The 26,796-nt window shown below is 50.6% G+C and carries 25 protein-coding genes and 1 tRNA gene; 19 read left to right on the top strand and 7 right to left on the bottom strand.

From position 1 onward, the window contains the following. Positions 1 to 29 precede the first annotated feature (29 nt). Complete coding sequence (locus tag AAC022_RS02090; RefSeq protein ID WP_339727498.1) at positions 30 to 173, top strand: hypothetical protein; 144 nt, start codon at positions 30 to 32, stop codon at positions 171 to 173. 109 nt (positions 174 to 282) lie between these two features. On the opposite strand, the gene metW is transcribed toward AAC022_RS02090, so the two are convergent. From metW to AAC022_RS02075, 3 genes are all read right to left on the bottom strand, one after another. Further along, a complete protein-coding gene (gene metW, locus AAC022_RS02085) occupies positions 283 to 978 on the bottom strand; it encodes a methionine biosynthesis protein MetW (protein WP_339727497.1) in 696 nt (231 codons plus the stop codon). Positions 979 to 1,037: 59 nt separating this feature from the next. Beyond that, positions 1,038 to 2,240 (bottom strand): homoserine O-acetyltransferase, encoded by a 1,203-nt coding sequence (locus AAC022_RS02080; protein ID WP_339727496.1) that lies wholly within the window; start codon positions 2,238 to 2,240, stop codon positions 1,038 to 1,040. A gap of 263 nt (positions 2,241 to 2,503) precedes the next feature. After that, positions 2,504 to 4,318, bottom strand: coding sequence for a M3 family oligoendopeptidase (locus tag AAC022_RS02075; RefSeq protein WP_339727495.1), 1,815 nt, complete (start codon positions 4,316 to 4,318; stop codon positions 2,504 to 2,506). 219 nt (positions 4,319 to 4,537) lie between these two features. Here AAC022_RS02075 and AAC022_RS02070 point away from each other — a divergent pair, with 219 nt between their 5' ends. After that, a complete protein-coding gene (locus tag AAC022_RS02070; protein WP_339727493.1) occupies positions 4,538 to 5,365 on the top strand; it encodes an arginine deiminase-related protein in 828 nt (275 codons plus the stop codon). Here the strand turns inward: AAC022_RS02070 and AAC022_RS02065 are convergent. Continuing rightward, positions 5,327 to 6,514 (bottom strand): hypothetical protein, encoded by a 1,188-nt coding sequence (locus AAC022_RS02065; protein WP_339727491.1) that lies wholly within the window; start codon positions 6,512 to 6,514, stop codon positions 5,327 to 5,329. The two genes, AAC022_RS02070 and AAC022_RS02065, sit on opposite strands and share 39 nt — an antisense overlap. A gap of 124 nt (positions 6,515 to 6,638) precedes the next feature. Between AAC022_RS02065 and AAC022_RS02060 the strand changes: the two genes are divergently transcribed. The 4 genes from AAC022_RS02060 to AAC022_RS02045 all read left to right on the top strand — a co-directional run bounded on the left by AAC022_RS02060 (position 6,639) and on the right by AAC022_RS02045 (position 8,503). Further along, positions 6,639 to 6,800: a hypothetical protein gene (locus AAC022_RS02060; RefSeq protein WP_339727490.1), complete on the top strand. Its 162-nt coding sequence runs from the start codon at positions 6,639 to 6,641 to the stop codon at positions 6,798 to 6,800. A gap of 482 nt (positions 6,801 to 7,282) precedes the next feature. Continuing rightward, positions 7,283 to 7,639 carry an STAS domain-containing protein gene (locus AAC022_RS02055; RefSeq protein ID WP_145220013.1) on the top strand — a complete coding sequence of 119 codons (357 nt, stop codon included), beginning with the start codon at positions 7,283 to 7,285 and terminating at the stop codon, positions 7,637 to 7,639. 108 nt (positions 7,640 to 7,747) lie between these two features. Next, positions 7,748 to 8,275, top strand: coding sequence for an ATP-binding protein (locus AAC022_RS02050; protein ID WP_339727487.1), 528 nt, complete (start codon positions 7,748 to 7,750; stop codon positions 8,273 to 8,275). 155 nt (positions 8,276 to 8,430) lie between these two features. Then, positions 8,431 to 8,503: transfer RNA gene (locus tag AAC022_RS02045), tRNA-Asn, on the top strand. Between the two features lie 147 nt (positions 8,504 to 8,650). On the opposite strand, the gene AAC022_RS02040 is transcribed toward AAC022_RS02045, so the two are convergent. After that, entirely contained in the window at positions 8,651 to 10,009 is a 1,359-nt protein-coding gene (locus AAC022_RS02040) for an alkyl/aryl-sulfatase (protein ID WP_339727485.1), read from the bottom strand. Positions 10,010 to 10,292: 283 nt separating this feature from the next. Here AAC022_RS02040 and AAC022_RS02035 point away from each other — a divergent pair, with 283 nt between their 5' ends. The 12 genes from AAC022_RS02035 to AAC022_RS01980 all read left to right on the top strand — a co-directional run bounded on the left by AAC022_RS02035 (position 10,293) and on the right by AAC022_RS01980 (position 24,157). Further along, positions 10,293 to 10,739 carry a MarR family transcriptional regulator gene (locus AAC022_RS02035; RefSeq protein WP_339727484.1) on the top strand — a complete coding sequence of 149 codons (447 nt, stop codon included), beginning with the start codon at positions 10,293 to 10,295 and terminating at the stop codon, positions 10,737 to 10,739. A 118-nt stretch (positions 10,740 to 10,857) separates the two neighbouring features. Beyond that, positions 10,858 to 11,277, top strand: a complete 420-nt coding sequence (locus tag AAC022_RS02030; protein WP_339727483.1) for a hypothetical protein — start codon at positions 10,858 to 10,860, stop codon at positions 11,275 to 11,277. Between the two features lie 413 nt (positions 11,278 to 11,690). Next, positions 11,691 to 13,169, top strand: coding sequence for a sulfatase (locus AAC022_RS02025; RefSeq protein ID WP_339727482.1), 1,479 nt, complete (start codon positions 11,691 to 11,693; stop codon positions 13,167 to 13,169). An 86-nt stretch (positions 13,170 to 13,255) separates the two neighbouring features. After that, on the top strand, positions 13,256 to 15,226 hold the full coding sequence (locus AAC022_RS02020; RefSeq protein ID WP_339727481.1) for a sulfatase: 1,971 nt from the start codon (positions 13,256 to 13,258) through the stop codon (positions 15,224 to 15,226). Further along, complete coding sequence (locus AAC022_RS02015; RefSeq protein ID WP_339727480.1) at positions 15,223 to 16,446, top strand: serine hydrolase domain-containing protein; 1,224 nt, start codon at positions 15,223 to 15,225, stop codon at positions 16,444 to 16,446. Before AAC022_RS02020 ends, AAC022_RS02015 begins: the two co-directional genes overlap by 4 nt. 231 nt (positions 16,447 to 16,677) lie before the next feature. Next, positions 16,678 to 17,151: a prepilin peptidase gene (locus AAC022_RS02010; protein ID WP_339727479.1), complete on the top strand. Its 474-nt coding sequence runs from the start codon at positions 16,678 to 16,680 to the stop codon at positions 17,149 to 17,151. 374 nt (positions 17,152 to 17,525) lie between these two features. Beyond that, a complete protein-coding gene (gene rfbA, locus AAC022_RS02005) occupies positions 17,526 to 18,410 on the top strand; it encodes a glucose-1-phosphate thymidylyltransferase RfbA (RefSeq protein WP_339727478.1) in 885 nt (294 codons plus the stop codon). Positions 18,411 to 18,628: 218 nt separating this feature from the next. Next, positions 18,629 to 20,101 (top strand): nicotinate phosphoribosyltransferase, encoded by a 1,473-nt coding sequence (locus tag AAC022_RS02000; RefSeq protein ID WP_339727476.1) that lies wholly within the window; start codon positions 18,629 to 18,631, stop codon positions 20,099 to 20,101. A gap of 43 nt (positions 20,102 to 20,144) precedes the next feature. Then, positions 20,145 to 22,127: an NAD(+) synthase gene (gene nadE, locus AAC022_RS01995; RefSeq protein WP_339727475.1), complete on the top strand. Its 1,983-nt coding sequence runs from the start codon at positions 20,145 to 20,147 to the stop codon at positions 22,125 to 22,127. A 114-nt stretch (positions 22,128 to 22,241) separates the two neighbouring features. Further along, positions 22,242 to 22,931 (top strand): NUDIX domain-containing protein, encoded by a 690-nt coding sequence (locus AAC022_RS01990; RefSeq protein WP_339727473.1) that lies wholly within the window; start codon positions 22,242 to 22,244, stop codon positions 22,929 to 22,931. Between the two features lie 38 nt (positions 22,932 to 22,969). Continuing rightward, positions 22,970 to 23,566 carry a bifunctional nicotinamidase/pyrazinamidase gene (pncA, locus tag AAC022_RS01985; protein ID WP_339727471.1) on the top strand — a complete coding sequence of 199 codons (597 nt, stop codon included), beginning with the start codon at positions 22,970 to 22,972 and terminating at the stop codon, positions 23,564 to 23,566. Positions 23,567 to 23,611: 45 nt separating this feature from the next. Beyond that, on the top strand, positions 23,612 to 24,157 hold the full coding sequence (locus AAC022_RS01980) for an RNA 2'-phosphotransferase (RefSeq protein WP_339727469.1): 546 nt from the start codon (positions 23,612 to 23,614) through the stop codon (positions 24,155 to 24,157). Positions 24,158 to 24,164: 7 nt separating this feature from the next. Here the strand turns inward: AAC022_RS01980 and AAC022_RS01975 are convergent, their stop codons facing one another. Continuing rightward, positions 24,165 to 24,623 (bottom strand): NADAR domain-containing protein, encoded by a 459-nt coding sequence (locus AAC022_RS01975; protein WP_339727467.1) that lies wholly within the window; start codon positions 24,621 to 24,623, stop codon positions 24,165 to 24,167. Positions 24,624 to 24,897: 274 nt separating this feature from the next. Here AAC022_RS01975 and AAC022_RS01970 point away from each other — a divergent pair, with 274 nt between their 5' ends. Further along, positions 24,898 to 25,374, top strand: coding sequence for a hypothetical protein (locus AAC022_RS01970; protein ID WP_339727465.1), 477 nt, complete (start codon positions 24,898 to 24,900; stop codon positions 25,372 to 25,374). Between the two features lie 77 nt (positions 25,375 to 25,451). Here the strand turns inward: AAC022_RS01970 and AAC022_RS01965 are convergent, their stop codons facing one another. Continuing rightward, positions 25,452 to 26,558, bottom strand: a complete 1,107-nt coding sequence (locus tag AAC022_RS01965; RefSeq protein WP_339727463.1) for a slipin family protein — start codon at positions 26,556 to 26,558, stop codon at positions 25,452 to 25,454. Positions 26,559 to 26,796: the final 238 nt, after the last annotated feature.

The following is a 26,796-nucleotide window of genomic DNA, read 5'->3' as shown; positions in this document are numbered from 1 at the left end:
GTGAGGCAGTATATCGGGAAATTCCATTTATGGAAACAGGAATTAAGGCGTCGCAACCTGGAATTTTTGCACTGGGAAACGCACCGGGAAACGCACCGGGAAACGCACCGGGAAACGCACCGGGAAACAAGGGGGATTTTACCGGAAATCGCTGCAGAATTATGCGTTTTTGACGCAGACTGTTTCGAAAAAAAATCAGTGATTCCTGATCTGGTATACAGAAATGAAGCAGGGCAGTTCGCAATCGTGCTTTCGATTTACGGTCGATCGTTGCTCAAATTATTACGAACCTGGTTGGGGAGATTCAAGTTCGCTCTCTAATTTACTTTGGCTCTGCGCGGCTAAGTTTTCGTCCTGTCGTTGTAAAACATAGAGAACGTGTTGCGCACGGAGATTGGCCAGCCAGGCTCGTTCGACGGCGCGATGGTTGATAATCGGGATTTCCTGGAGAATCTCGATTCCCAGCAGCCGCATCAGATCCTGGAAGTCGTGCATCGACATCAGATGCAGGTTGGGGGTGTTATACCATTCATACGGTAAGACCTTGGTAACTGGGGCACGACCCTGTTTCAGAACCTGGAGACGAATCCGCCAGTTTCCAAAATTGGGTACCACGACCAACGCTTGTTTTGCGACACGGACCATTTCTTCCAGAAGTTGTTTCGGCTGGAGTACCTGTTGCAGCGTCTGACTGAGGACTACGTAATCAAAGGCACCATCGGGAATATCCTGCAAGCCTTCATCCAGGTCGGCTTGAATTACCGGCACGCCTCGTGCGATTGCGGCGTGATGTTGCGTGATATCGATTTCAATTCCGAGTACAGATGCCCCGCGTTCATCGCGCAATCGGGCCAACAGACGACCATCGCCGCAGCCCAGGTCTAGAACGCGACTGCCCGGCTGAATCTGTTCCAGTAGCAGTCTGTCCGTCATTTCCAGCGACGGGTCCTGCATACAGTATCGATGTTGTGCACACATGAAAAAATATCCGCGTCAATTTATGAGTATCACAGTAGCCACATGGCCACTGATCTCAGTTATGTCGTTTGAGCACTCTCAATCTGTCGGGGCTGATAGGCCTGTTCCAGAAAGGGAGTGATCATGTTTTGCAGTTGTTCAATTTCAATCAAAAAGGAGTCGTGGCCGAACGGGCTTTTTAATTCGATAAACGATACATGTTTGCCGCATTCAATCAGCGCTCGCAGAATTTCTTTGCTTTGAGTGGTGGTAAACAGCCAGTCTGAGTCGTAAGAAGCGATTAAAAACCGGGCATCGGTTTTGCCCAGCGCGTTCGTCAGCGAACCATATTGAGATTCGAGGTCAAAGTAGTCCATGGCCCGCGTAAGATAGAGATAACTGTTGGCATCAAATCGTTCAACGAATCGTTTTCCCTGATAATGCAAATAGCTCTCGACCTGAAACTCGACTTCCGGCAGCATTTCATAAGTAAAGGTATCATGATCCTGCAGACGCCTGCCAAATTTCATTTCAATCGACTGGTCCGACAGGTAAGTGATGTGTGCGATCATGCGGGCTAAGGCCAGGCCATAGCGAGGGCCGGCACCTGCTTCGTATTCGCCGTTTTTGTATTCGGGGTCTGTTTTGATGGCACGTCTGCCGACCGCGTTAAAGGCGATTCCCTGGGCTGAAAGTTGAGCCGCCGATGCCAGGCAGATAGCGCTGCGTAACTGATCTGGAAAGCGCGCCGCCCACTCCAGAACCTGCATGCCTCCCAGGCTTCCACCAATCACGGCCAGCAATTGATCGATGCCCAGATGTTGGGTCAGTGCCGAATTCACTTCGACAATATCGCCGACAGTAATAAAGGGAAAACTGAGCCGATAGGGTTGGTTGGTTTCGGGGTTGATACTGCTGGGGCCTGTTGTGCCCTGGCAGCCCCCTAGCACATTCGCACTAATCACAAAGTATTTATCAGTATCGAGTGTTCTGCCTGGTCCGATCAGATCGTCCCACCAACCCGGTTTTGCTTTTTCGTCATCATCTTCATAATAGCCAGCCGCGTGGGCATCTCCGGTCAGCGCATGGCAGATGAAGATCGCATTGTCTTTCGCAGGCGTTAATTCGCCATACGTTTCATAAGCCACCTGAATCGGTCCCAGTTCACCTCCACCCGCCAGTTTCAACCAGTGGGGAGGCACAAACAAGGTCGCCAGTTTGCTCTGAACAAAACCCACCCCTGAATGTTGGCGGGCTTCCGTTATTTCCTGTTGTGTTGCCATAGAAAAAAATGCTTTTCAGATTACCTGCAGAATCGACAGTCATCTCATTATCGTGGAGTCAGTATACCGAAGGTCTGCCCATATTTCGACACGGGACCGATTCTTTAAATCCGGAACTGTCCCCATTTTAGGCCTGCACTCGCAGTAAATGAGTCCAATTACAGAATATTTACGGAATATCAGGCTGAGACCATGCGCGGTTGAGTCGATTTCCGGTACTCATCAAGCTTTCCAACAGGAGTTGTGTGCAATGACAACAGCCTTCACTCTGCCAGTTCCAGGAAGCGATCGACGCGGCGATCGATGATATCGATACTCTTGTTCCAGAAGTCGGCTTCTCCCAACTGGTAGCCAAATGTATTAGCAACAGCTTCCTCAGTTACCTGACACCCGGTGGCAATCAGCAGTTCACGGTATTTCTCTGCAAATTCGGACGGATCGGAAAACGTATCAGCCAAAGCATAAACGCCGAGTGAGAGTAAATAGCCAAACGTATAAGGGAAATTGTAGAACGGTAATTCGCTGATATAGAAATGCAGTTTGGAGATCCAGAACTGTGGATTTAAACCGGACTCATCCAAAGCATCCGCATATGCCTCTTGTTGAGCCTGTTGCATCAACTCCGAAAAACGATCCGGCGTCAATTCGCCTTCTTGTCGTTCTTGATGCAGCCGGTCTTCAAACAGGAAGCGGGTGTGGATATTCATCATGAACGAGACCGAGTCTCCTAGCATGCCATCCAGAATTTGAAGTTCTTCTGCTTTGGATTTTGCGGCTTTCAGGCGTTGTTCCCCCAGCACCGCTTCTGCAAACGTCGAAGCCGTTTCCGCCAGATTCATTGGATAGTCACTGAGTGCATAAGGCGCGTCTTTCAGAACATACGAATGATAGGCGTGTCCCAGTTCATGCGCGAGTGTCGACATGCTGTCGGCGGAATTCGTGTAGGTCATGAAAATACGTGACTGCTTTTGAACAGGAAAGGTCGTGCAGAAGCCACCCTGTCGTTTTCCTGGCCGATTTTCCGCTTCAATCCAGCGTTCGCGGAGTGCCCGTTCGGCGAACTCGCTTAAATCGGGGCTGAATTTATCAAAGGAATTGACAATCAATTCGCACGCGCGATCGTAGGGGATCTCCGGTGATTCCCCGCCTGACAGAGGCAGTGGCGCATTCAGGTCGTACCAGCTGAGTTTGGAAAGACCCAGCATTTCCGCTTTCTTTTCCAGAAATTGAACCAGCTTCTGTTTCCGTTTTGAAATGACGGACCACATCGTATCCAGCGTGCCACGCTGCATCCGATTATAAATCAACGGTGCATCCAGATGATCGGCCACAGGCAGATGGCTGTAAACGGTGAGTCTGGTTCCCGCGAGATGATTCAGCGCATCGGCACAGGAATCCGCGATGGTATCCCAGGCCTTGTTGGCGGCGTAGAAATTATTTTCCCGGATCGACCGTTGTGGCGAATCAAAGTGAACCTGACCGGGAGAGCGTTCTACCAGTTCCCCTTTTTCCATGATCTGGATTTTGAGATCGCCCGACAGCCGATCATACAAACGCCCCCAGGCGTGTAATCCATCCACCGCTAGTTGCGATGCCAGAATTTCCTGCTCTTTAGGCAGTCTTAATTTTGCATTTCGTTTGCAGTCTTCCAGGAAGAATTGAATCTCTTGAAGGCGGGCATCCTGCTGACAGAATTGTTGCAGGACTTCATCTGAAATATCGCGCACGGTGAGCTGCAGTTGTGTTTCAATATTTTCTCGCAACGGACGAATACTGGCCAGACGCGCCATCAATACCTGATAGTGTTTATTGTTTGCATCTTCGGAACAGTAACATTCCAGGCAGGCAAACAGCCCCGCTAACTCGGAGACGGCCGACTGATAGTCCGACAGAAAGTCGCCCCAGACGCCGGCATCCGTTTGCGGATTGGTAGACGTCGACAATTGCGCGACTCGCGTCACTAGATCTTCCAGAGACGCTTTCATCTGCTTCAAACCGTTCTCAAAGTCGGCATGTTCCGGATGAGGGTACAGGGAAGCCAGGTCCCAGGTCAGGGGGTACGAAGTTGCCTCAGTCATGGTGAAAGATCCCGATCAATAAGGAAGAAGTTGCGATCATCTCAAGACTGTATTCGATTGCCGGTCATGCCGTCAATTAAACACAGCCAGATTCGAAAACTCGGTTCCACTTTCGAATAATTCAAACAAGGGGTTATTGACGATGGTATAATTAAGGTGACTGAAGCTGATTAAATAAAGAGACCTAAGTCAGGCTAACGATAAAGAAAGCGAACTGCATTGAAATATAATGCCCCCACCATATTAATGTGTCCGCCCGATTTTTACGGGATTGAGTACGAAATCAATCCCTGGATGAGTCGCAGTCAGCAGAGTGATCCGAAGTTCGCCCGTGCCCAGTGGGAGGTCTTGCATCAGCTTCTGCTGACCTTAAACGCCCGTGTTGAATTAATGACCCCTGTAAAAGGGCTACCGGATTTGGTCTTTACGGCGAACGCCGGGCTTGTCTGGAAAAATAAGGTTTTTCTGCCTCTGTTTCGGCATGAGGCCCGACAAGGGGAAACTCCCGTCGATCGAGAGTGGTTTCAAAGCGCCGGCTTTGAAACGATTGAGATGCCCGAAGATCATTTCTTTGAAGGCGCCGGCGATGCGTTGTTTTGTGGAGACACGCTGTTTGCCGGTTATCTCATTCGCAGCGATGTGAAGGCGATGCAATGGGTGGCGGGGGAAATGAATTGCCGCGTGATTCCATTACAACTGGTCGATGAGTCCTATTATCATCTCGATACCTGTTTCTGTCCTTTAAGTGCCACGGAAGCCATCTATTATCCTCCCGCTTTTGACAGCTACGCGCAGCAGGCTTTAAAAGAACACATTCCGCATCTGATTCCCGTTGTGGATCAGGAAGCGAAGCGGTTTGCTTGCAACGCGGTCGTGATTGGGAAATCGGTTGCTTTGAACACAGGCTGCCCGCAACTGGAGAAAGATCTTAAGGAACGTGGCTATGAGGCGCACAGTACGCCCCTGGATGAATTCATCAAAGCAGGCGGCTCGGCCAAATGTCTGACCTTAAGGCTGGACGGAGAGGGTGCGGCTGCTTGGCCTTGATGGCGCATTGTAATTCAAACGTTTGGCCCGGAAAACTCCTGCGGAAGTCGTTTCGGACGGAAAGAAGCGGGAGCCGCTGTTCGCCAGTGAGAGATCACGGGGGAGCGAAACGTGCTTCAAGGGAACAGCGGGAGTCGAAGCTTCGAACGTTCCGTTGCCAGGAGACGCCAGTGCGACCTGGACTTCTCCTAGAGCGTAGACATTCAGATTGTGTTCGGGAATCGGCGGTGGCAATTTGACAATCCAAGTCTGATCAGACGCCTGGCCTGCACCGAACGAGTTTCCGGCACGTGGGATTTGTGTTCGTGGCGTGGTTGCACAATTACGCGTCCACTGTGCGAGGGAAATGGTCTCGATTGGCTTTGCCAGAAACTGCTGATCCCAGACACGCAACAGCAATTGACGCTGACCGTACAGGGTGATGCGGATGTTTCCGGAAATGCGTGCGGGATTCCCCATTCGATCAAAGCCTTGCACGCGAATCGCGAGCGCGTTCCAATCTGCTTTTCCCTGTGTGTTGAGCGGCGTCGCCTGGACCGCAATCTGTCTTAGTTTTCCCGAGATCGGAGAAGATTCCGAGGGCAGCGGGTAGCCTTGAGGGGGCGGGGGAGTTCCCAATACCTGCTGGGCCACTTGCGAGCGCATCAATTCCAGAGCAAACCCGCGTTCCAAAGTCGGTACGCCTTTAGGAAAAACTTGACTCAACATGGGCTCGTAGGCACTGAGTGGATCATCGTGAATGCCAAGAATCGTGCCTCGGCTGCAGTCGGAAGAACAGGGCCGTGGTAATTTTGGTCTGGAATCAAAAGCGGGTGCGGTTTCGGTCGTCGTCGGCTCTTTTTGAATCGACGTGTAGGCGGCTGGTTGAATCAGGTCACGATTTGCCGCGGCAAGCTGAATGGTCTCCTGATCGTAATGCGAGCCATCAAGCGACAGACGCTTGATCTGTTCCAGGGAAAGTGATAATTGAACAATGCCTGTCTGGCGGGCTGTTTCAAGGAGTAATGTAGACGAATCACCCCACTCAATGCGGTCGGCAGTGACAACGCTTCCGTTTGTCAGCTCGATTTCGATTTCCGCTTGTGTGTTGGAAACCAAGCACAGGCTCACAATCAGAATGATGAGTGCATAGCTGAATCGACGTTGCATGGCGTTCCCCGGCTGAAATGTCAAACAGAACCGCCGGTTTCGGCGAAAGGAAGTTTGTCAAACAGCACTTAAGGGCAAACAGTGCGCCTGATGTCGGGGCGCGGGTCTTAGGGGAACGCTCGAAATGGATGATTTTCAAGTGGTCAGACAATTTGTCAGGGTTATGACAATTGCCACTGTGGAGAAATCAGGAAAACTGCTGGTTTCCGTGCTGGAACCGGGCTGTTGTTCTGGATTAATTCTGGTCTGCTTGAAGGAAGGCGGCTTAGCTGTTTCGGTTGTTTGACACGTTGCACACAGAGACGTATCAAAGACTTTACATAAGCGGTGTTGGACATCGCCAGCAGAGATTCTCGAAGGTACTGTCGAATTCGTGGTGACTTTTTACCTTAATAACCGGGGGATTTAGAGAACCTGAGTTTGCGAGATTACACAAAGTCTGCTGGATATGGCACTTAGACCCGGAGATTCCCGTAAACTATCTTGCGAATATGCTTGACAGCAAGGAAGGAAAGCGTGATGATCATGGATAGCCGGGAACGTGTTGTCCGGATGCAAATTGATGTTAGTCTAATGGGAATATCTGTTTAGGTGATTCCATTTTTGGTCGTAGCAGATATAATTTGTTACTTAATTCAATTCGTTTTTATGATCGATTCCGATCGGGCCAGGCAATCGTAGGTATTTTAAGTCAACGATAATGTGTTCATAGGGAATACATGAGCCAACGTCGGATTTTGTCTTTTTAGAAGAGGGTGGGCTGGAATTATGGCAGCTGGTCACCGTCGTGTTGACATCGAGGAAGTGAATGATGTCACCATTGCAAAATTTATTGACAAAAAGATTCTTGATGAGGGAAACATCCAAATCATCGGGACTCAATTATTCGGACTTGTCGATGAGGATGGACGCAAGAAGATTATTCTCGACTTTTCCAATGTCGAATATCTTTCCAGTGCAGCACTCGGAAAGTTAATTACACTGGATAAAAAAGTGAAAAAGGCAAAGGGAAAATTGAAACTTTGTTCAATTCGTCCTGATATCTATGAAGTATTCGCTATTACAAGGCTGAATCAACTTTTTGATATTGCCGAAACACAGGAGGCTGCTCTCGAAGGGTTTTAGTTATGGTTCGGGAATGACAAGTTCGAATTCCTTCCCGGTCCGTTACGAAACACTCTTGGAGAACAAAACATTGTGTGATAGTTCAGTAAGGAATACCAGCGTTCATTTTTGAAACTGATTTCCTTAGATTTGATTGAATTATCTCTGATTAGTAACTGGATAAACACCAGAAATCGTGTGCTGGCCAAATACATGTCATCGGACGAACACTTTGAAGTAACGATTCCCAGCGATACCTCGGAAGGTCAGGCTGTTCAAGCCAGGATTGTCGAGGCTCTTGAGGTACGTGAATATCCAGATCGCGATGTCTTTGCCGTGCGCCTTGCTCTGGAAGAAGCGCTGGTCAATGCCATCAAGCATGGTAATCGTATGTCGCCTGATAAAAGCGTCGATATCAGCTGTTGGTTGAGCGACGAACGAGTCCGCATCGAAATTCAGGATGAGGGCCATGGTTTTGATCGAACTGTCGTCCCAGACCCCACCTTGCTGGAAAATCTCGAACGCCCCTGTGGCCGGGGAATCATGCTAATGGGAGCCTTTATGAATCTCATCGAATACAATGAGCAAGGCAATAAGGTCACCCTGGAAAAGATCAAAGGGGTTGCCCCCGAACAGCCGGACTCAGAAGCTAAGTGATATAAAACAGTTACGATGTCCAGTCAGCCTCATTTTTCTTGAGAATTTTACCAGAACACATCTGGTTCATGATTAACATCGGTTGACTTCATTCATATCTCACAATATCTTATACGCACAAAGTGGTTGAGAGCTTTCTTTTACCACCAACATCTTCCTCGATAGCTCAATTGGTAGAGCGAGCGGCTGTTAACCGCTAGGTTGTAGGTTCGAGTCCTACTCGAGGAGCTTTCAGCATGAACTAGAAAACCCTCGATTGCAATACATTTTGCGGTCGAGGGTTTTGTTTTTCTATCACGCACACTTCATCCAGTCAGAGTTCAGGTTCCTGAAAAATCCCTGAGTGGTCTCCAACTGCACAAAGAATCGCTATTGTCACTCCGTCTTTGCCATTTCACGCAGTTCGCGAGCGACTGTCAGGTAGTAGTTTCTTGCTGTGGCATTAACCATATCGTGCGCCAACTTGGTTAATGCGTTTGCCTTAATCTGTCTGGCCGCCGAGTCTTGTTTGTTGATCGCCAACAGATAATCGGCAAGTTGCGCGGCCCATTGGTCATCGTCGGCGGCAAGCGCTTTGTGGGCAGAGGCCAGGAGCTTGTCCGTTCCTCCGGCCAGTTTTGCGACACGTTCGGCTTCTGCCTTCGGTGAAAGACGGAACAGATTGGATGGGTTGCCATCGAACCAGCCGAGGTATCCGTTGAAGACGCTGCGGACGCCCCAGTCAGGATGGCCATAGAATGGTTGTAGATAGTCTTTGCTGGCGAGGTTGTCGGGAAGTTGCACGTACTCGACCAGTTCGTTGGGCGTCATTCCCTTGTTCATTCCCTCGACCGTCTTGTCGTGAATGAATTGAACGGCATCGCGGTAGTCGCCGAGGACTTGCTTGACCTTGTCGGCTCCGAGGATTGGTTTGGTGTGCCCACCGACGAGGGCAACGGCATTGTTGTCTGCTAATTTGCTCAGGCTTTCAGCCCACAGACGCACGCTGCGATTGGGGGTGCCTCGAATCGCGTAAAGATTCGGAAACGAGCGGTAGAAGTTATCTCCAGCAAACAGAACTTTGCCAGCCGGATACCAGACGAACAGTTGATCGTTGGTCTCCCCGGGGGATGATACAAGTTCGACTTCAACCCCGGCGACCTGAATCGTTTGGCGGTCACCTTCAAGGAAGTGAGTTGGATTGGTCGCGTTGCCTGAAGCGAACGCTTTACCGCCGCGTTTGGGGTAACGTACAGGCGCAATTCCATTGTTAATCCTCTGCTCTGGAGGCAATTTGAATCCTGCCTGCCTTGCACCTCGGACGCTTTGAAAAGTGACGCCCCCGGCAACCAGTGGGCCCGCTTCGCTGCCGAAGTTTTTGTGAGCCCAGATTTGTGGACGTTCGTTTCCAAGAAACGCTTTCGCTCCGCCGGTGTGGTCGCCGTGTGAGTGTGTAAAGATAATCGCTTTGACTGGCTTGTCAGTCAGCTTGCGGAACTCTGCCATGATGCGGCTGGCGTCATCCAGCATCATGCCCGTGTCAATGATCACAACTCCGTCGTCGCCTACAATCATCGAGACATTGGAAACGCTGTATCCAACTGCCGTGTAAACATTATCAGCAACCTTGATGGTCTGTTCCTGAAACTGCTCGCTTTGCTTATTCAGCCGATCTGTTGGAGAACTGGAGTCCTGGGCTAGACCGGACGCAGTAAAAAGAAGTGAAAAAACGAGCGATAGGGTAAATTGATTCATTCTGGGCTCCTCGGTTTGTAGAACAATTGTCTTGTCTGTTCAGGGGGCAATTTTTCAGGGGGCAATTTTCAAATCTGTTTGAATTCGCACGTCCGGTCTGGTCGCAAACCAATTACCAGAAGCCCCTTTCAGGGCCTCTTTTCATCATTCCGAGTCGTATAACACGCTAGTGAGGCTTGCTTCGTTGTTTTATAAGTGTATAATACACATAAGTGGGGGTCAACCCGCATTTGAATAGATCGAAATGAAATATTCCTTTCTGGTTACCATAGAGAGAGCACTCATGCAGCAGCCCGAACGCCCCGGATTTCTGATCAGCCGTCTGGCCTATCTGTTCCGGTTGCGCATTGAAGATTTGTTGGCAGACAACGATTCCGAACTTTCGGCGGAAGAATCTGCCTTGTTAATGGTGCTGGTCGAGTCTGAGCAGCCACTCCGCCGCGGTGAGTTCGCCGAAATCATGTTGCGCGATAAGACGACCATCACACGTCAGATAGACAAGATGGAGGCGAAAGGGCTTGTGGAACGAAAGCAGGATCCAAGTGACGGCCGCGCGGTTTTAATTTACCCGACCTCCAAAGGGACCCGTCAGATGAGTAAGCTCCTGCCCCATGCTAAAGCACTCCGGCAAAGCCTGAAACGTGGATTGAGTGCCGAAGAATGGGAGATCGGCATGAGGGTCATGGGGCAAATGAAGAATAACTTGATCGCCATGGATACAAAAAAATGACGTCAACGCCGTTGTGCGTGTGTCAGCTGGAGCGATGTGCCTGGGGGAAACATGCCACGGAAACGACTGAGATTGGAATTAACGCCACCAGCAGCAAAATCAGATGGAGACCAGTACCATGAGTGAACTCACCACACGTGCAAAACACGTTCGACATCCGAAACTTGCGACATCCGCGAGGTACTTGTTCGCCTTGTTTCTGGTATTGACGGGCCTGATGACGATGATGTTCGGCGTTCAGGGCTACCCGCTTCCTGACGAGCTTTCGCCATTTCGCGACTTCATGAAGGCGATGGACGACACCGGCTACATCATCTTCTGGGTAGGGTTAATCAAGTTCATTGCGGGTAGTCTGTTGTTCGTCCGTCGAACAGTTCCGTTGGCGTTGTTGATTGCTCTGCCATATACCGTCAACATCCTGCTGTACTGCATCTTCATCGCCAACCAGTACCTGCTTCTGGGAGTGCCTGACTTTCTTTGCAACGCGTTTCTCATCTACGCATGGTTTGACTGGTACAAAGGTTGCTTTGAAGATTGACGCCGCGTACTCCAGCCTGCAGTCTCTTGAAGGTTTGACACCCCGTCGTCTGCATCCGTGTTACACTCAGAGCTGGAAGGGGAGCAAAGCAGTGATCGCGTTTCTCTCGCCATCTTCGATGAGCTGAAGCTTCTCTGATTTCTCCGCGTCTGCAAATGCTTGCCACTCACGTCGTACAGGCGAATCTGAACATCATATGTGGCTAATGATCCCTCTGTCGGACTCTAAAAATAACGTCAGGAGTATCTGTTCTCGGAGTATTTTCAGTTTCAGTTTCTACAATGGGTTGTGAGAAAACGCTTTACCATTTCTGTGGGATCTGTTTCCGTGTAAGATGTACGTTGTAGTGAATCGGCTGGAAATCTGTCGTTTCAACGGCAGTACGAATACTCTAAACAACGGGAGCTGAAATCATGGCGCGAGTGATTTTTCTGTCCTTTCTCGCTCTATTGTGGGCGAATGCATCGGCGATCGCCGCCGACCAACCCAACATTGTGCTCATCTTTATTGATGATATGGGCTGGAAGGATGTGGGCTGTTATGGCAATGACTTCGTGGATACGCCGCGGATTGATCAACTCGCGGCGGAAGGGATGCGGTTCACCGATTTTTATGCGGCTGGCGCCGTCTGTTCTCCTACGCGGTGTGCGTTACAGGCTGGACAGAATCAGGCCCGCATCGGAATTACCGATTTTATACCCGGTCACTGGCGACCCTTTGAGCGAGTGATCACGCCGCGCCCCACCATGGCTTTGCCACTGGATACCGTAACCGTTGCCGAATCATTGAAATCGGCTGGCTACGAGACTGGCTATATCGGAAAGTGGCATCTGGGGACCGGCGCTCAATTTCAGCCAGACCGACAGGGATACGATTTTTCGGCCGTCATCGGCGGGCCACATCTGCCTGGAAAGTATCGAGTTCGGGGACGGCGCGACTTGAAACCGAAGCCAGGCCAGTATCGAACCGACTTTGAAGCCGATCTCAGTATCGATTTCATTCGCAGCAATAAGCAAAAACCGTTTTTTCTGCTGCTCTCTCCATTCGCAGTGCACATTCCACTGGGAGCGATGTCAGAAAAAGTCGAGAAATACCGGCAGAAGTCAGCCAGTTTAAAACGCGAATTTCCGCACCCGGTTTATGCCGCGATGATTGAGCATTGCGATGACATGGTCGGGCGGATTGTCGATGCCATCGAAGCCGAAGGATTAACCGAGAATACCATGGTGGTGTTTACATCCGATAACGGGGGACTCTACCGTCGCTATGACTATCGGGAACAGGCTGATGACAATGTATCGAGCCTCGCACCACTCAAAGGCGAGAAAGGTTCGTTGCACGAAGGGGGCGTCCGCGTGCCTTTGATTGTTAAGTATCCGCCGCTAGTGAAACCCGGAACAGTCTGTGCAGAGCCAACGATCACGTACGACTTTTATCCTACGTTTGTTGAGCTGGCCGGTGGTTCGCTGCCGAAAAATCAGACAATCGACGGGGTGAGTTTACTACCATTACTCTCCAACCCGGACGCAAAACTGAAACGCAGTGCGCTCTTCTGGCACTATCCGCACTACCACCATGACCGACCTGCCAGTAGTATTCGCGAGCGGGACTGGAAACTGATCGAGTATCTTGATGGCACCGGCGATGTCGAGTTATACCAATTGAGCGCGGATATTGGTGAAACAAAAAATTTGGCGAATGAAAAGCAGGGGCGTGTCGCGGACTTGAAGCAAAAACTCAAAGCGTGGCGGCAGGATGTCAATGCCCGGATGCCGATTCCCAATCCGAGCTACGATCCAGACCGCGCTGCGGAATGGTGGAACACAGGCAGCGGCAAGCCGGTCGACAGCGACAAACGGAAACGTTTTCCACCGACGGAAAAAGATCTGTAATACCGGACATGTTTCTCTGCAGAGCTTGAGAGCCATCCGTCCTGATTGATCAATTCAATGCCGCTCTTGTTTGGGTGATTTGCAACATGAAATCAACGCTCTTGAAATCAATATTCGTTCTGGTTCTTTTATTCTCTGTCCAGGTACCGGCATTTGCTGATGCCCCCGCCAGACCCAATGTCGTTCTGTTTCTTGTTGACGATATGGGCTGGATGGATAGTTCGGTTTACGGATCGCAATACTACGAAACGCCGAACATGGAACGGTTGGCGAAACAGTCGATGCGGTTTACGAATGCGTATGCCGTGCCGCTTTGTTCGCCGACACGCGCTTCCATTTTAAGCGGACAGTATTCCGCACGGCACGGAATTACCAGTGCCGCTGGCCATCAGCCGCCGCAGTCGGGAGGTCCCCACTATTCGACAAAGACCTCTCCGAACAAAAAGTTTATTTATCCCGAAAGCAAACGCTATCTCGATCCAAAACTGATTACCCTGGCGGAAGTGCTCCGTGATGCCGGTTATCGCACGGGCCATTTTGGAAAGTGGCATTTGGGAGTGATGCCGCAACATTGGCCTGATAAGCAGGGCTTCGAAACGATCTGGCATTGCGCACCCGATCCCGGGCCGCCGAATTACTTTTCGCCGTATGGAGTTCACGCAGAAGGCCACCCGACGGCGAGGCACAAAGTCGGCAACATTACCGATGGTCCCGAGGGAGAACACATTTCTGATCGACTGACTGACGAGGCACTTCGGTTCATTGAGAAAAATCATAAACAGCCGTTTTATCTAAATTTCTGGCATTACTCCGTGCATGGCCCCTGGCAGCATAAGGAGCAGTACACAGCCCGGTATGCCCAGAAAAAAGATCCCCGCAGTGAGCAGCGCAATCCCGTTATGGCATCCATGCTGCAGAACGTCGACGAAAGTCTGGGACGCGTGCTGGATAAGCTTGAAGAATTGAATCTTACTGATAAAACGCTATTCATTTTTTATTCGGATAATGGCGGCAATACGCATAGTTGGCGTGCGGACGATCCGAAACTAAGGAATGTGACTCCAAAACATCCCAAGTACGAAACGATCCAAAGCTACCGCAAGTGGGCAGGACCGGAAGCACCCACCAACAACGCACCGCTCCGTGAAGGGAAAGGCCGGATCTACGAAGGCGGACAACGCGTACCTCTAATGGTCCGCTGGCCGAAACGCATTGAGGCTGGTTCACTGACAGATACGGTCGTCGGTCCCATCGATATGTATCCGACCATTCTAGAGGCTGTTCAAGTTGAACAACCGGGTCAGCATATTCTGGACGGCGTGTCTTTTTTACCAGTACTGTTGCAACAGGGAACGCTGGACCGCAAAGCATTCTTCACCTGGTTCCCGCATCTGATTCCGGCCGTATCGGTGCGTGCGGGAGATTATAAACTGATTCGCCGCTGGGAATCACATCCAAATTACCCGGACCTGTATGAACTCTATAATCTGAAAGAGGATATCGGCGAAACGACGAATCTGGCTGCAAAAATGCCAGGCAAGGTCAAGGAACTCGACGCGCTGATCGAAGATTTCATTGAAAGAACGGGCGCACTCGCGCCGAAGCCGAATCCTGATTTTAAACCGCGTCTGAAAATACCGACACGCGGTCCCTCGTTCGGACTGGTGCCTAAAATGTGTAAGCTGACGCTTGTGAAAGGTGCCGCGCGGATTGAAGCCGACGGGCGCACCCCGTTTCTCGGTACGGCACAGGTCAAGCTACCCGGACCGCTGACACTGAAACTCCGCATCCGCAGTACCGCCGGCGGCACGGGCAAAGTGCAGTGGAAGACGGCGGCTCAGAAAACTTTTTCGCGAACGGGACAGTCTGTGGAGTATTCATTCAAAGGGGGCCAACAGTGGCAGGATGTCACGCTTCAACTTCCTATCCAAGGAAATCCGGGAATCGTGCGGCTCTATCTGCCGGCAACCGCGTCTCCTGTGGAAATTCAGACAATCCGATTTACCGGTAAGGGATCGGGAGAAAAAAGCTGGTCTTTTGAAAGGGTGCAACCATGAACTTGATGACACGAATGCTGCTTGTTCTGCTTCTTTTTTCTAGCATGCCTGTTTCTGTGAGAGCCGACGAACCGACGATTCGTCAAGAGCGTCCCCCATTCACACTGTCGGAGGAGGCGCGTGCTGCCATCCGCTCAGAAATTCAGGCCGTGATCAACGAAGGTTATTATCCAGGGATCTCAGTGCTGCTCATCCATCGCGGCAAAGTCATCATGCGTGAAGCACACGGTGTTGTTGATATTGAAACAAAGCAGCCTTTTACCGTAGATCAACTCTGCTGGCTGGCCTCAACCGGCAAATTGTTCACCGCGACTTTGATGGCGTCTCTGGTGGATGACGGTCTGCTTGCGTTTGATGATCCGATCGCAAAAACGTTTCCCGAGTTTGCCGAGATCCGTCTGCTCGACGGTTCGAAACCGAAACAACCAGTCCGTTTACGTCACGTGCTCAGCCACACGTCGGGCATTCCGAATGACAACTGGCTGAAATCGGAAAAGCAGCTTGAGAAAACCAGCTCTGAACTCAAAGACTATATCTTTCCACAGACATCCCAGGACTTTGTGAATGGCTGTTTGAAGCAGGGCCTCGTTATCGAGCCGGGAACGCGGATGATGTATGGTCGCCCCATCGATCTCTCTGCCTGCGTGGCAGAAAAAATTACGGGAAAAACATTTGTCGAATTAATGCAGGAACGCGTCTTCAAGCCGCTCAATTTGAAGAATACCACCATTCAACCGACGAAAGCAGAATTGAAACGACTCGCGCCTTTGTATCAGTCGAAAAAAGCAGGCGTCTTTGAGCCAGATAACTTTGGTCTGGACGTGGCCGAACGCCAGAATCAGCGGTTTTCGACTGCTGGCGGCGGTGTGTATTCGACGCTCGATGATATCGGCACGCTGATGCAATTGCACTTGAACCGCGGAGTTCACAAGGGGAAGCAGCTCATCAACGCGGAGTCATTACAGCAACTTTACCAGTCGCAGCCCGGCACCAACGGCCGTTACGGACTGGCTTTTCAGATTAAAGAAAGCAAAGTGAATGGCAACTCGCGGATTCTGTCACATCCCGGATATTCGGGCCCGGTCGCCTGGGTTGATTTTGAACGCGAACTGGTGGGTGTACTGCTTATGCAGAGTAACACAGTGAATCGCACGAAACATCATAATCGCATCATCGATACGATCTATCGATTTATTCCAGGGGAGAAAACGCCGCGTTGAGCGTTCGTTCGAATTGAGCACGGGGACTGATTCAATTCGATCTCGATGCCACTGGTGAGAGAACATTCGGTTCTGAAGTGTTCGATTACCGGGTGTTTTGGGTTGAGCTGGCCAGGCTTTATATCTAAAAGGGTATTTACCAGCTTGGAATCTATTTCCCTTCACGTTGATTTAGTCGTTCTGCGGATCATCTGATTCGTGTGTCGTATCGACTGCGGAGCCATTCTTTTTATGTTTGATGTTCCTGTTTATGCTCTATCTGTGATTTGCAGTCTCACTGTTCTACTTTGTGTGTCCATCTGGTTCGAACTTCGGACTCGCCGCATTCCAAACTGGTTAACGCTGGCAGGGGTTATTACCGGTTTTGTGATTTCCGCTATTGACCAGCAATGGTCTCTGCATTTGTCTGGTTTCTTCCTGGGGGCTGTGATCGGTGTCTTCGCATGGGGAAAAGGGTTTGCTTCTGCAGGGTTTGTGAAATTATTGATCGCGCTCAGTACAATCATGGGGCCTGTGGTCGCTCTGGTCTCACTGATCTTAGGGGGCTTGCTCACTATCTGCGGTTATCTCTATCACAAATTTAAAGTACCTCCCGAGTTGGAATATGAAGAAGAGCAAACATCGGATGGGCTAGTGAAGGGATCGTTATTTCTTCTCGTGGTAACTCTGTTCGGGCTTCTGCTTCTGTATCAGCCTTGGAACTAGTGCTTTGTCAAGCTAGGAATTGAGGGTTGGGGGTGTTGTTTACGTGCTCCGTTGTCGCACTCTCGTGATATCGATCAACCCAAAATTTAAAAATGACGCTCCACTAGTTTTTTCGATTCCCTTTTATGAACGCGGTCTGATTCCCACGCATCGGGCAAAGCAGTTGACTGCAGTTTCGAATGCCGAAACGTTTGTCGAAAATAGGGGTGTTGAGCTACGTTTATTTTGGTATATTGCAATATCAATATGGTTGTCGTATTCTGAACCAAGTTGATTGTGGGAGCGAGCAACCGTCTTCGTTTTCACAGAGACCCCGCGCCTTTTCGGTGCTTAATATCACCACTGGAATTTAAAGCGAGATACAGGAAAAATAAATGTCGCGAAAAGGTATTATTTTAGCAGGCGGAGCCGGTACCCGGCTGCATCCGGTTACAAAAGTCATTTCCAAACAGTTGCTTCCGATTTACGATAAACCGATGATTTATTATCCGCTTTCATCTTTGATGTTAGCGGGAATCAGAGACATCTTGATCATTTCCACTCCGCACGATCTTCCCATGTTTCAGGACTTGCTGGAAACTGGAGAACAATGGGGCGTTCGGTTTGAGTATGCGGCACAACCTGCACCAGAGGGCATCGCGCAAGCGTTTCTGATTGGTGAAGACTTTATTGGTCCGGATCCGGTCTGTTTAGTTCTAGGAGATAATATCTTCTACGGTCATGGTCTGACCGAAAGTTTGCGGGCGGCTGCGGAACGGGAAACCGGGGCCACTGTGTTCGGTTATCAGGTGCATGATCCGGAACGATTTGGTGTAGTGGAATTCGACAAGGATAAGCGTGCGATTTCCATCGAAGAAAAACCTCAAGTTGCCAAGTCCAACTATGCGGTGACTGGGCTTTATTTTTATGATAACAATGTGGTCGAGATCGCCAAAAATGTGAAACCTTCTGCGCGGGGGGAACTGGAAATTACCTCTGTGAATAATACCTATTTAAAACAGGGTGAATTAAAAGTCGAACTACTAGGCCGGGGACACGCCTGGTTTGATACCGGGACGCATGAGAGTCTACAGGATGCGGGACACTTCTTTCAGACGATTGAAAAACGTCAGGGACTCAAGATTGCCTGTTTAGAAGAAATTGCTTACCAAAAAGGCTGGATTTCCAAAGCAGAGTTGGCAAAGCAGGCGGAAGTACTGGCCAATACCAATTATGGGGAATACCTGTTGAAAATCAGGGACAGCCTCACCAGCGATTAGCCCCAATTCAGCGCGATAATCTCGTTTTTCATTCCATTCTCATCCCGCATCAACGATGATTTGCTGTGGCGTATTCATAGTCTGTCTGCCCTTTGATTGCGCCGGTCCTTAGGATCGAGTACCAGGCGGTTGGCTGATTTTTCAAATAGGACTCAAGAAATCTTGATTTTCCTTACGATAGTGTGTAATATACACTAAGTGTTCAAGGAGAAACAATTATGCTGACCAAAATCTATGAAACCTCTTTAGCGCTGCTGACAGATCTGTATCAGCTCACGATGGCACAGGGCTATTGGAAATCGGGGCGATCCGAACGGGAAGCGGTATTTCATTTATTTTTCCGTAGCAATCCGTTCCAAGGGGGTTATACCATTGCTGCGGGCTTGGAATACGTACTTGAGTATCTGAAGCAGTTCCAGTTTTCAGTAGACGACATCGAGTACCTTTCACAGCTGGAAGGTAACGACGGGCAGCCGCTGTTCGCCGGGGAGTTTCTGACTTATTTGTCGGAACTCAAATTAAGCTGCGATCTGGATGCGGTCCCTGAAGGAACGGTTGTGTTTCCACATGAGCCGCTGGTGCGTGTAACAGGCCCGATCCTGCAGTGTCAGCTAATGGAGACGGCGCTGTTAAATCTCATCAACTTCCAGACGTTAATTGCCACCAAGTCCGCGCGGATTTGTGCTGCCACGGGAGGCGATCCTGTTCTGGAATTCGGGCTGAGACGCGCTCAAGGAATCGATGGTGGCTTAGCTGCCAGCCGAGCCGCTTATATTGGCGGTTGTGCGGCCACTTCGAATGTGCTGGCGGGAAAATTATTTAAGATTCCCGTCAAAGGGACACACGCTCACAGCTGGGTCATGTCATTCGATGATGAACTCACTGCGTTTGAAGAGTACGCCGACGCGATGCCGAATAATTGTGTCTTTCTTGTAGACACCTACAATACGCTGGATGGCGTCCAAAATGCGATCCAGGTTGGTTTGAGGTTGCGGGAAACAGGCCACGAAATGGTAGGCATTCGGCTTGATTCCGGTGATCTGGCCTCTTTGAGTATCGAAGCACGGCAACTATTGGATGCAGCCGGGCTCACCAATGTGGCGATCGTCGCGAGTAATGATCTTGATGAAACGGTGATCGCCAGTTTGAAAGCGCAGGGGGCGACGATTGCCGTCTGGGGCGTCGGGACCAAGCTGGTCACCGCGTATGATCAGCCCGCATTGGGAGGCGTCTACAAACTGGGAGCGATTAAAAATGAAGCCGGCAACTGGGAGCCGAAGCTGAAATTGTCAGAGCAGGCGATCAAAACCTCGACACCCGGTATGCTGCAGGTGCGGCGATTCCAGAACGAAACCGGCGCGGTTGCCGATGTGATCTACAATGAATTCAACGCCAAACTGGATGCGATCGTCATGGTTGATCCGCTGGATCCAACAAGGCGTCGAATTTTGGAAGATGATCTGAACTCCGTTGATCTGCTGGTTCCTGTGGTCCGTAGCGGCGAGACGGTATATCAACACGAGCCACTAATAACGATTCGACAGCGGGTTCAACAGCAACTCGAGTTATTTCATGTAGGGGTGCGGCGACAAGTGAATCCGCACCACTACCCGGTGGGCTTAGAGCAGGAACTGCATGATTTAAAAACAGAACGGATTTTTCGGGCACGCGATTCACATACCCTACAATGATAGAACTTGACAACTCAACCGTAGAATATGAAATGACACGACGATGAAACTCATCAAAGTCGCAACAGCAGCCCTGAATCAGACACCACTGGACTGGGCAGGCAACACAGCAAACATTCAGTCTGCGATCGCCGCAGCCCGCGATCAGGGAGCGAGTCTGATCTGTCTGCCGGAATTGTGCATCACTGGTTATGGTTGTGAAGATGCATTTCTCTCAGAGGATGTTCAACAGCGGGCGCTGCGAACGTTGCAGGATCTGGTTCCACTAACGGAAGGGATTGTTGTTTCGCTGGGGCTGCCTTTGTTTCATGGCGGCGCCCTTTACAATTGTGCCTGTCTGATCGCCGATCAGCAGATCCTGGGATTTGTCGCCAAAAATCAGCTCGCCGGTGATGGGATTCATTATGAACCCCGTTGGTTCAAACCCTGGGATGCCCAGCAGGTGAGCGAAGTTGAGATTGGGGATCGGTCCTATCCGGTCGGGAATCTGATTTTCAACTGTGAAGGCGTGCGGATCGGTTTTGAAATCTGCGAAGATGCCTGGGCGGCACGACGTCCCGCGCATGCGTTATCGCAGGCGGCCGTCGATATTATTTTGAATCCGAGTGCCAGTCACTTTGCATTTGGCAAGCAGGAGATTCGTCGTCGGCTGGTACTCGAAAGCTCTCGGGCGTACGGCGTGACTTATGTGTATACGAATCTGCTCGGGAATGAAGCAGGGCGCATTATCTACGATGGTGCCGCGCTGATCGCCAGTAGTGGAATACTGCTGGCAGAAGGACGCCGACTATCCTTTGCGGATTTTGTGGTGACCACGACGGTCGTCGACATCGATCTCACACGCATGAACCGTGCACGGCTGATGAGTTTTCAACCGCGTCAAACTCTCCAGTCAGCTAATCAAATAGATGTTCCGTTTTCATTTGTGGACATCGAACCAGAAAAGACAGAAAACAGAATTCCCGCGTGGGAACAGAGCGCCTCAATCAAAGAAGAGGAGTTTTCTCGAACTGTCGCTTTGGGGCTGTTTGATTATTTGCGTAAAAGTCGTGCGAAGGGTTTCGTGATCTCTTTGAGTGGCGGTGCGGATTCGGCTGCGGCGGCGGTGCTGGTCTGGCTGCTGGTGCAGCTTGGACTGGATGAATTGGGGACACAAATATTCTTGTCCAAACTGGCTTATATCGAAGGTCTGGCGGAGCTGAAGACGCCCGAAGCAATCGTTCAAAAACTGCTGACGTGCGTCTATCAGGCGACGCGCAACAGTTCCGAGACGACTGCGCAGGCGGCCGCATCACTTGCGGAAGCAGTCGGGGCGGAATATCTCAGGCTGGATGTGGATGCGATCGTACAATCGTACGTGGGCATTGTTTCAGAAGCGATGGGCCGGGATCTCAATTGGGATCAAGATGACATTCCACTGCAGAATATCCAGGCCCGTGTGCGTGCCCCGGGCGTCTGGCTGGTTGCCAATCTGCGCGACTCACTGTTGCTGGCGACAAGTAATCGATCAGAGGCGGCGGTGGGATATACGACGATGGACGGTGATACCTGCGGTGGGCTTTCGCCGATTTCAGGAATCGATAAAGCGTTTTTACGCAGCTGGCTGATTTGGATGTGTGAGGCCGGGCCGCAGGAAACGGGGAGTCTTCCCGTGTTGGAGTTGATCAATCGGCAGGAACCGACGGCGGAATTACGCCCGCAGAAAGCGGAGCAGACGGACGAAGGGGACCTGATGCCCTATGATCTGCTCGACTGGATTGAGCGGGCCGCGATTCGAGACAAGCAGGGCCCCGTTGATCTATTTCGCATGGCACGAGTTGAATTTCCAGTTTACTCTCCAGCACAGCTTGCGGAGTGGATTGAGCGTTTTTTTCGGCTCTGGTCACGGAATCAGTGGAAACGCGAGCGCTATGCACCCTCGTTTCATGTGGACGATGAGAATCTGGATCCGAAAACCTGGTGCCGCTTTCCGATTCTCTCCGGTGGTTATGAGCAGGAGTTGGGCGAAATGCGAGATCTATTGTAATTTCAGTCAGCATTCGACTAAGAGTATGAATTTTGTGAACCTGTTTCTTTTTTGATTGTCATGGTGTTGTATAGACACTAATATTAGTGTTTACTATACACTAAAGGTTTGAAGATGAATTATCAATATGAATATCCACGGGCCGCACTCACAGTTGACTGCGTTGTATTTGGTCTGGATGAGGAAGATTTGAAAGTCTTGCTGATTCAGCGCGATCTGGAACCGTTCGAAGGTTGCTGGGCTTTACCCGGCGGTTTTGTCCGTCTGGAAGAAACACTGGAAGAAGCGGCCCGTCGTGAATTGGGTGAAGAAACCGGCATCGAAAACGTCTACCTGGAGCAACTCTACACAATCGGCGATGTCGACCGTGATCCGCGCGAACGCGTGGTGACGGTGACCTATTATGCTCTAGTGAATCTTTCCGATCACCGCGTGCATGCCGCCACCGATGCCCGAAATGCGGCCTGGTTTGCTATTGATGATGTGCCCTCTCTCGCATTTGACCACCCCAAAATATTGAAGATGGCGCATGAGCGACTGCGAAGCAAAGTCCGCTATCAACCGATTGGGTTTGAGCTACTGCCTGCCAAGTTCACACTGCGGCAGATTCAGCATCTATACGAGGTCATTCTCGATCGACAACTGGATAAACGAAACTTCCGCAAAAAAATTCTGAGCATGGGCATTCTTGTCGAACTGGATGAAGTTGAAACGGACGTCGCCCATCGCGCGGCCCGACTTTATAAATTTGATCGCCGTAAGTATCGGCGTCTCACCAAACAGGGATTTCACTTCGAGATCTGACATGGACCATTATTCAAATTAAACAGAGTTCTAGAACGATGAAAGCATTGATCCTGGTTGACCTGCAATATGATTTCCTGCCGGGTGGGGCGCTGGCTGTTCCCCAGGGAGATCAAGTTATCTCGATTGCCAATGACTGGATGCCTCGTTTTGAACTTGTTGTCGCGACGCAGGACTGGCATCCTCTGAATCATCAGAGTTTTGCCAGTCGACATGCTGACAAACAGATTGGCGACCTGATTGAATTGAAAGGCCTGGAACAGGTCTTGTGGCCTGATCACTGTGTGCAGGGAACGCCTGGCGCGGAACTCCATGCCGATCTGGACACGGATCGTATTACGCGAGTATTTCAGAAAGGCACGGATATCTATGTCGACAGCTATAGCGGATTTTTCAATAACTGCCATCAGCATTCCACGGGTCTGGCGGAATATTTAAAAGAACGAGCCGTCAACGAAGTCTCCATCATGGGCCTCGCCACAGATTACTGCGTCAAATATACGGCCCTTGATGCGATCAAACTGGGTTTGAAAACCAGTCTGATTCTGGAAGGGTGTCGCGGGGTGAATTTAAATCCCGGCGATGTACAACGTGCCTGTGAAGAAATGCAGGCTGCCGGTGTGAAACACATTTAATACAAATAATAAATCGAAAACTAAGAAAGAAAAAAGAGTAGCAGAATGAATGAAAAAGAAGTACGAAGAAAAAGCAAATTTCTCAGTCTGGTGCTGCGACATCAGCCGGAAACAATTGGAATCAGCCTGGATGAGTCGGGCTGGATTGATGTAGAAGAGCTGCTCACTTCCATGACGCGACACGGTAAATCGATGTCGCGGGACACTTTGGAGATGGTGGTGCGGACGAACGATAAACAGCGGTTCTCCTTTGATGAAACGGGCACACGGATCCGCGCTAATCAGGGGCATTCGGTCAAAATTGATCTGGGTTATGAATCCGCTATCCCTCCAGAGATATTATTTCACGGCACGCCTCGACAGTTTGTGGATCCCATCGCTCGTGAGGGACTCAAAAAAATGCAGCGGCACCATGTGCATCTGCACCTTGACGAGCAGACCAGCCTGACAGTAGGACGCAGGCGGGGTGTGCCGGTGTTGCTGAAAGTCCGGTCACTCGAAATGCATCAGGCGGGTTGCGAATTTTTCGTGACCCCCAATCAAGTCTGGCTGACCGAGAGTGTGCCTGCGTCGTATATCGATTTTCCCTGAGCAGGCATCACTCGATTTCTTGCCTGAGTTGTTCGCGAAGTTCCACGAGAATCCGCCCCAGCATATTCTTGCCGCTCCCGTCTCCTCCATCTCCCCAGTAAGCGTCATTCGTCGTGTGCTCAACCAGCTTGGCATTACCTGTTGAAAGCAGCAGTTCGCGCAGATCTTCGTGTTGAGTGAATTTACAGATGACCGCCTTTCGCATCACAGAGACTTTGACTGACTCCCAGTCTTTTCTGAGCGGACGTTTCCGATCACGGCCCATACGCGCCGCACGCATCGGAGATTTCTCTTTACGGATGGCTTCCCGGTGTGATGCATCCTGAAATTTCATCGCCTGAAAATAATGCTCCGAGGTCGGCCAGCGCTTTCTATCCAGTTGAATTGGATACGCGGCAAAATTGGAGAACTCCCCATACTCTTCAGTTACACTGTAAAATATGATGGCATTGCCTGATTCTGACATTGTGGTCTGACTGCTCTGGGATTACGGCGTTAAAAAGGGAAGTGCTTTGGGAAGAGTTACTCGAGGAGTGACACGCTTCATTTAATGATGGTTCATTAAATGAAACTTCTATTTTACCGGGACTCTGATTACGACACCAGAGTGAACAATGAAGCTTACTATGAGAAGAAAGTTCTCTATTCGGGATACTCATGAATGCGTTAAAGTATTAGAAGAGGTCTCAAAGTGATTGAGTCTCTTTTAGAGTCCGTCTTGAGCATGAGAGTGGAGAACAATGAACAGCCTGGCCATCTATTATCATACGCAGCGGGGGCCGCTCTGTCTGTTGATCTATGCAGCCGCGGGGCTGCTCTATCTGGCAGCATGGTTCACGCAGAACGAGCCGCCTCAACCCTACATGAGTCTCTATTTCTTCGGGGTGGGGCTGTTACTGACGGTTGTCGCATCCGCCTTCCATCATTTGACGGTGGCCGATGAAATTGATTGCCTGCGTATTCGCTTTGGACCACTGCCGATTTTTCAACGAGCAGTTCCGTATGAAGACATTCTCAGTGCCGAAGTCGGCCGCACAACTCTTCTAGATGGCTGGGGCATTCATCTCAGTTTGCGTGGAGGCTGGGTCTGGAATCTCTGGGGGCGCGACTGCGTTGTGCTCAAGCTTCGCAAGGGAACGTTAAGAGTTGGCAGCGACGATGCCGAAAATCTGGCTGCGTTTGTGAAGAGCCGGATTTCAATCAATGAAGATGATTAAAATCGAATTCGTTGATTGAAAAAATCCCGGGGGTCGATTTCTCGAACCCCGGGGAGCAGATGACACCATCTGACGGTCTACAGCAGGTTGACCACTCGATCTGCCAGGCCCTTCTCGCCGAGGACGATGTTGAGCTTGTTTTTCGAAGCGATGTTTTCCAGGACTTCCAGTTCCCGCATCCGCATCAGAACCGGGTTGTCCTGCAGCAGCTTGGCCGTATTCACCTGGCTGCGGATTGCCGCCGTTTCCTCACGGCGTGCGATCAGGTTAGCCTCGGCTGCTTTTTTGGCCTCCGTGACCTTGTTCATCAGGTCCTTCATCTCGCCCGGCAGGATGACATCGCGAATGCCGACCGAAGCAATTTCCAGACCTAGTTCACTTGCACGACGACGAATACTTTCCTCGATGTCGTTCGCCAGCGCATCCTTTTCCGTCAGGAATACGTCCAGCTCACGCGTACCCAGAACCGCACGCAGCACAAGTTGCGTTTCACGGTACAGCGCCTGCCGCACATCGTCGGTTTGGCTGACCGCTTTTTGCGCGTCAATCACGCGGTACGTTACCGCAGCATTCACACGCAGCGTGACTTTGTCAGCCGTCATGATGTCCTGACCGTTCACGTCGATCGTCGTTTCCCGCATGTCGATTTCAACCACCAGTGCATTAGACTGACCCAGCCAGAAGGCGTAGAGTCCTGGTGACAGCGTGTCGACATAAAGACCGTCGATAAACAAAACACCCACGCGGTCACGCACTACCGTGCAGATATCGAGCAACTGCTTCGCCGTTGGAGAGCGCGCGATCAGTTTCAGATCAACGTGCTCGAAACGGACGTCGTGCATGTCAACCACTTCAACCCGCACCTCTTTCTGGCCCGTCCAGTAAACATAAGGGCCGGGTGATAGAATGTGTCTGAACCGATTTTCAATCCAGACCAGACCGCGTTCGTGGTCTTTCAGGTCCAGTACGATGGCGTGTCCCTGGATCGCTTTCGATTTGACGATCAGATCCAGATGCTGATGAACCAGCAATGGTTCGCGCAGCGAGATCACATCCACGTAGAAGTCTGAGAATGGTTTGAAAAACCAGTACGTTCCTTCGTTGAGCAGTCCCTGAAAATCCCCATTCTGGAACAGCAGACCCAGTTCGTAGCTGCGAATCTCATAGCGTTTGATACCAAACATCTCATACCTCCTCAGGGAATGTCCCTGGTCCTTTCGTCTCCACTCGGTTGGGAGCACATACAACATAAATGCGGCTTCAGTACCGCGAACTGTTCGATTCAGACACCTTTCGAAGACAGAATGTTCGCCGATCACACGCGCGAATCACGGAGTACGCTTGAGTGAACGTCTTCTATAGCGTCCACACACCGTCACGCGGTCGATTTTCGTCCTGGTCTCCCGCAGGATTCCATTTGGA

Source organism: uncultured Gimesia sp. (assembly GCF_963976445.1).
In the GTDB taxonomy this organism is placed as follows: domain Bacteria; phylum Planctomycetota; class Planctomycetia; order Planctomycetales; family Planctomycetaceae; genus Gimesia.
This window is presented reverse-complemented; position numbering and strand designations above follow the sequence as displayed.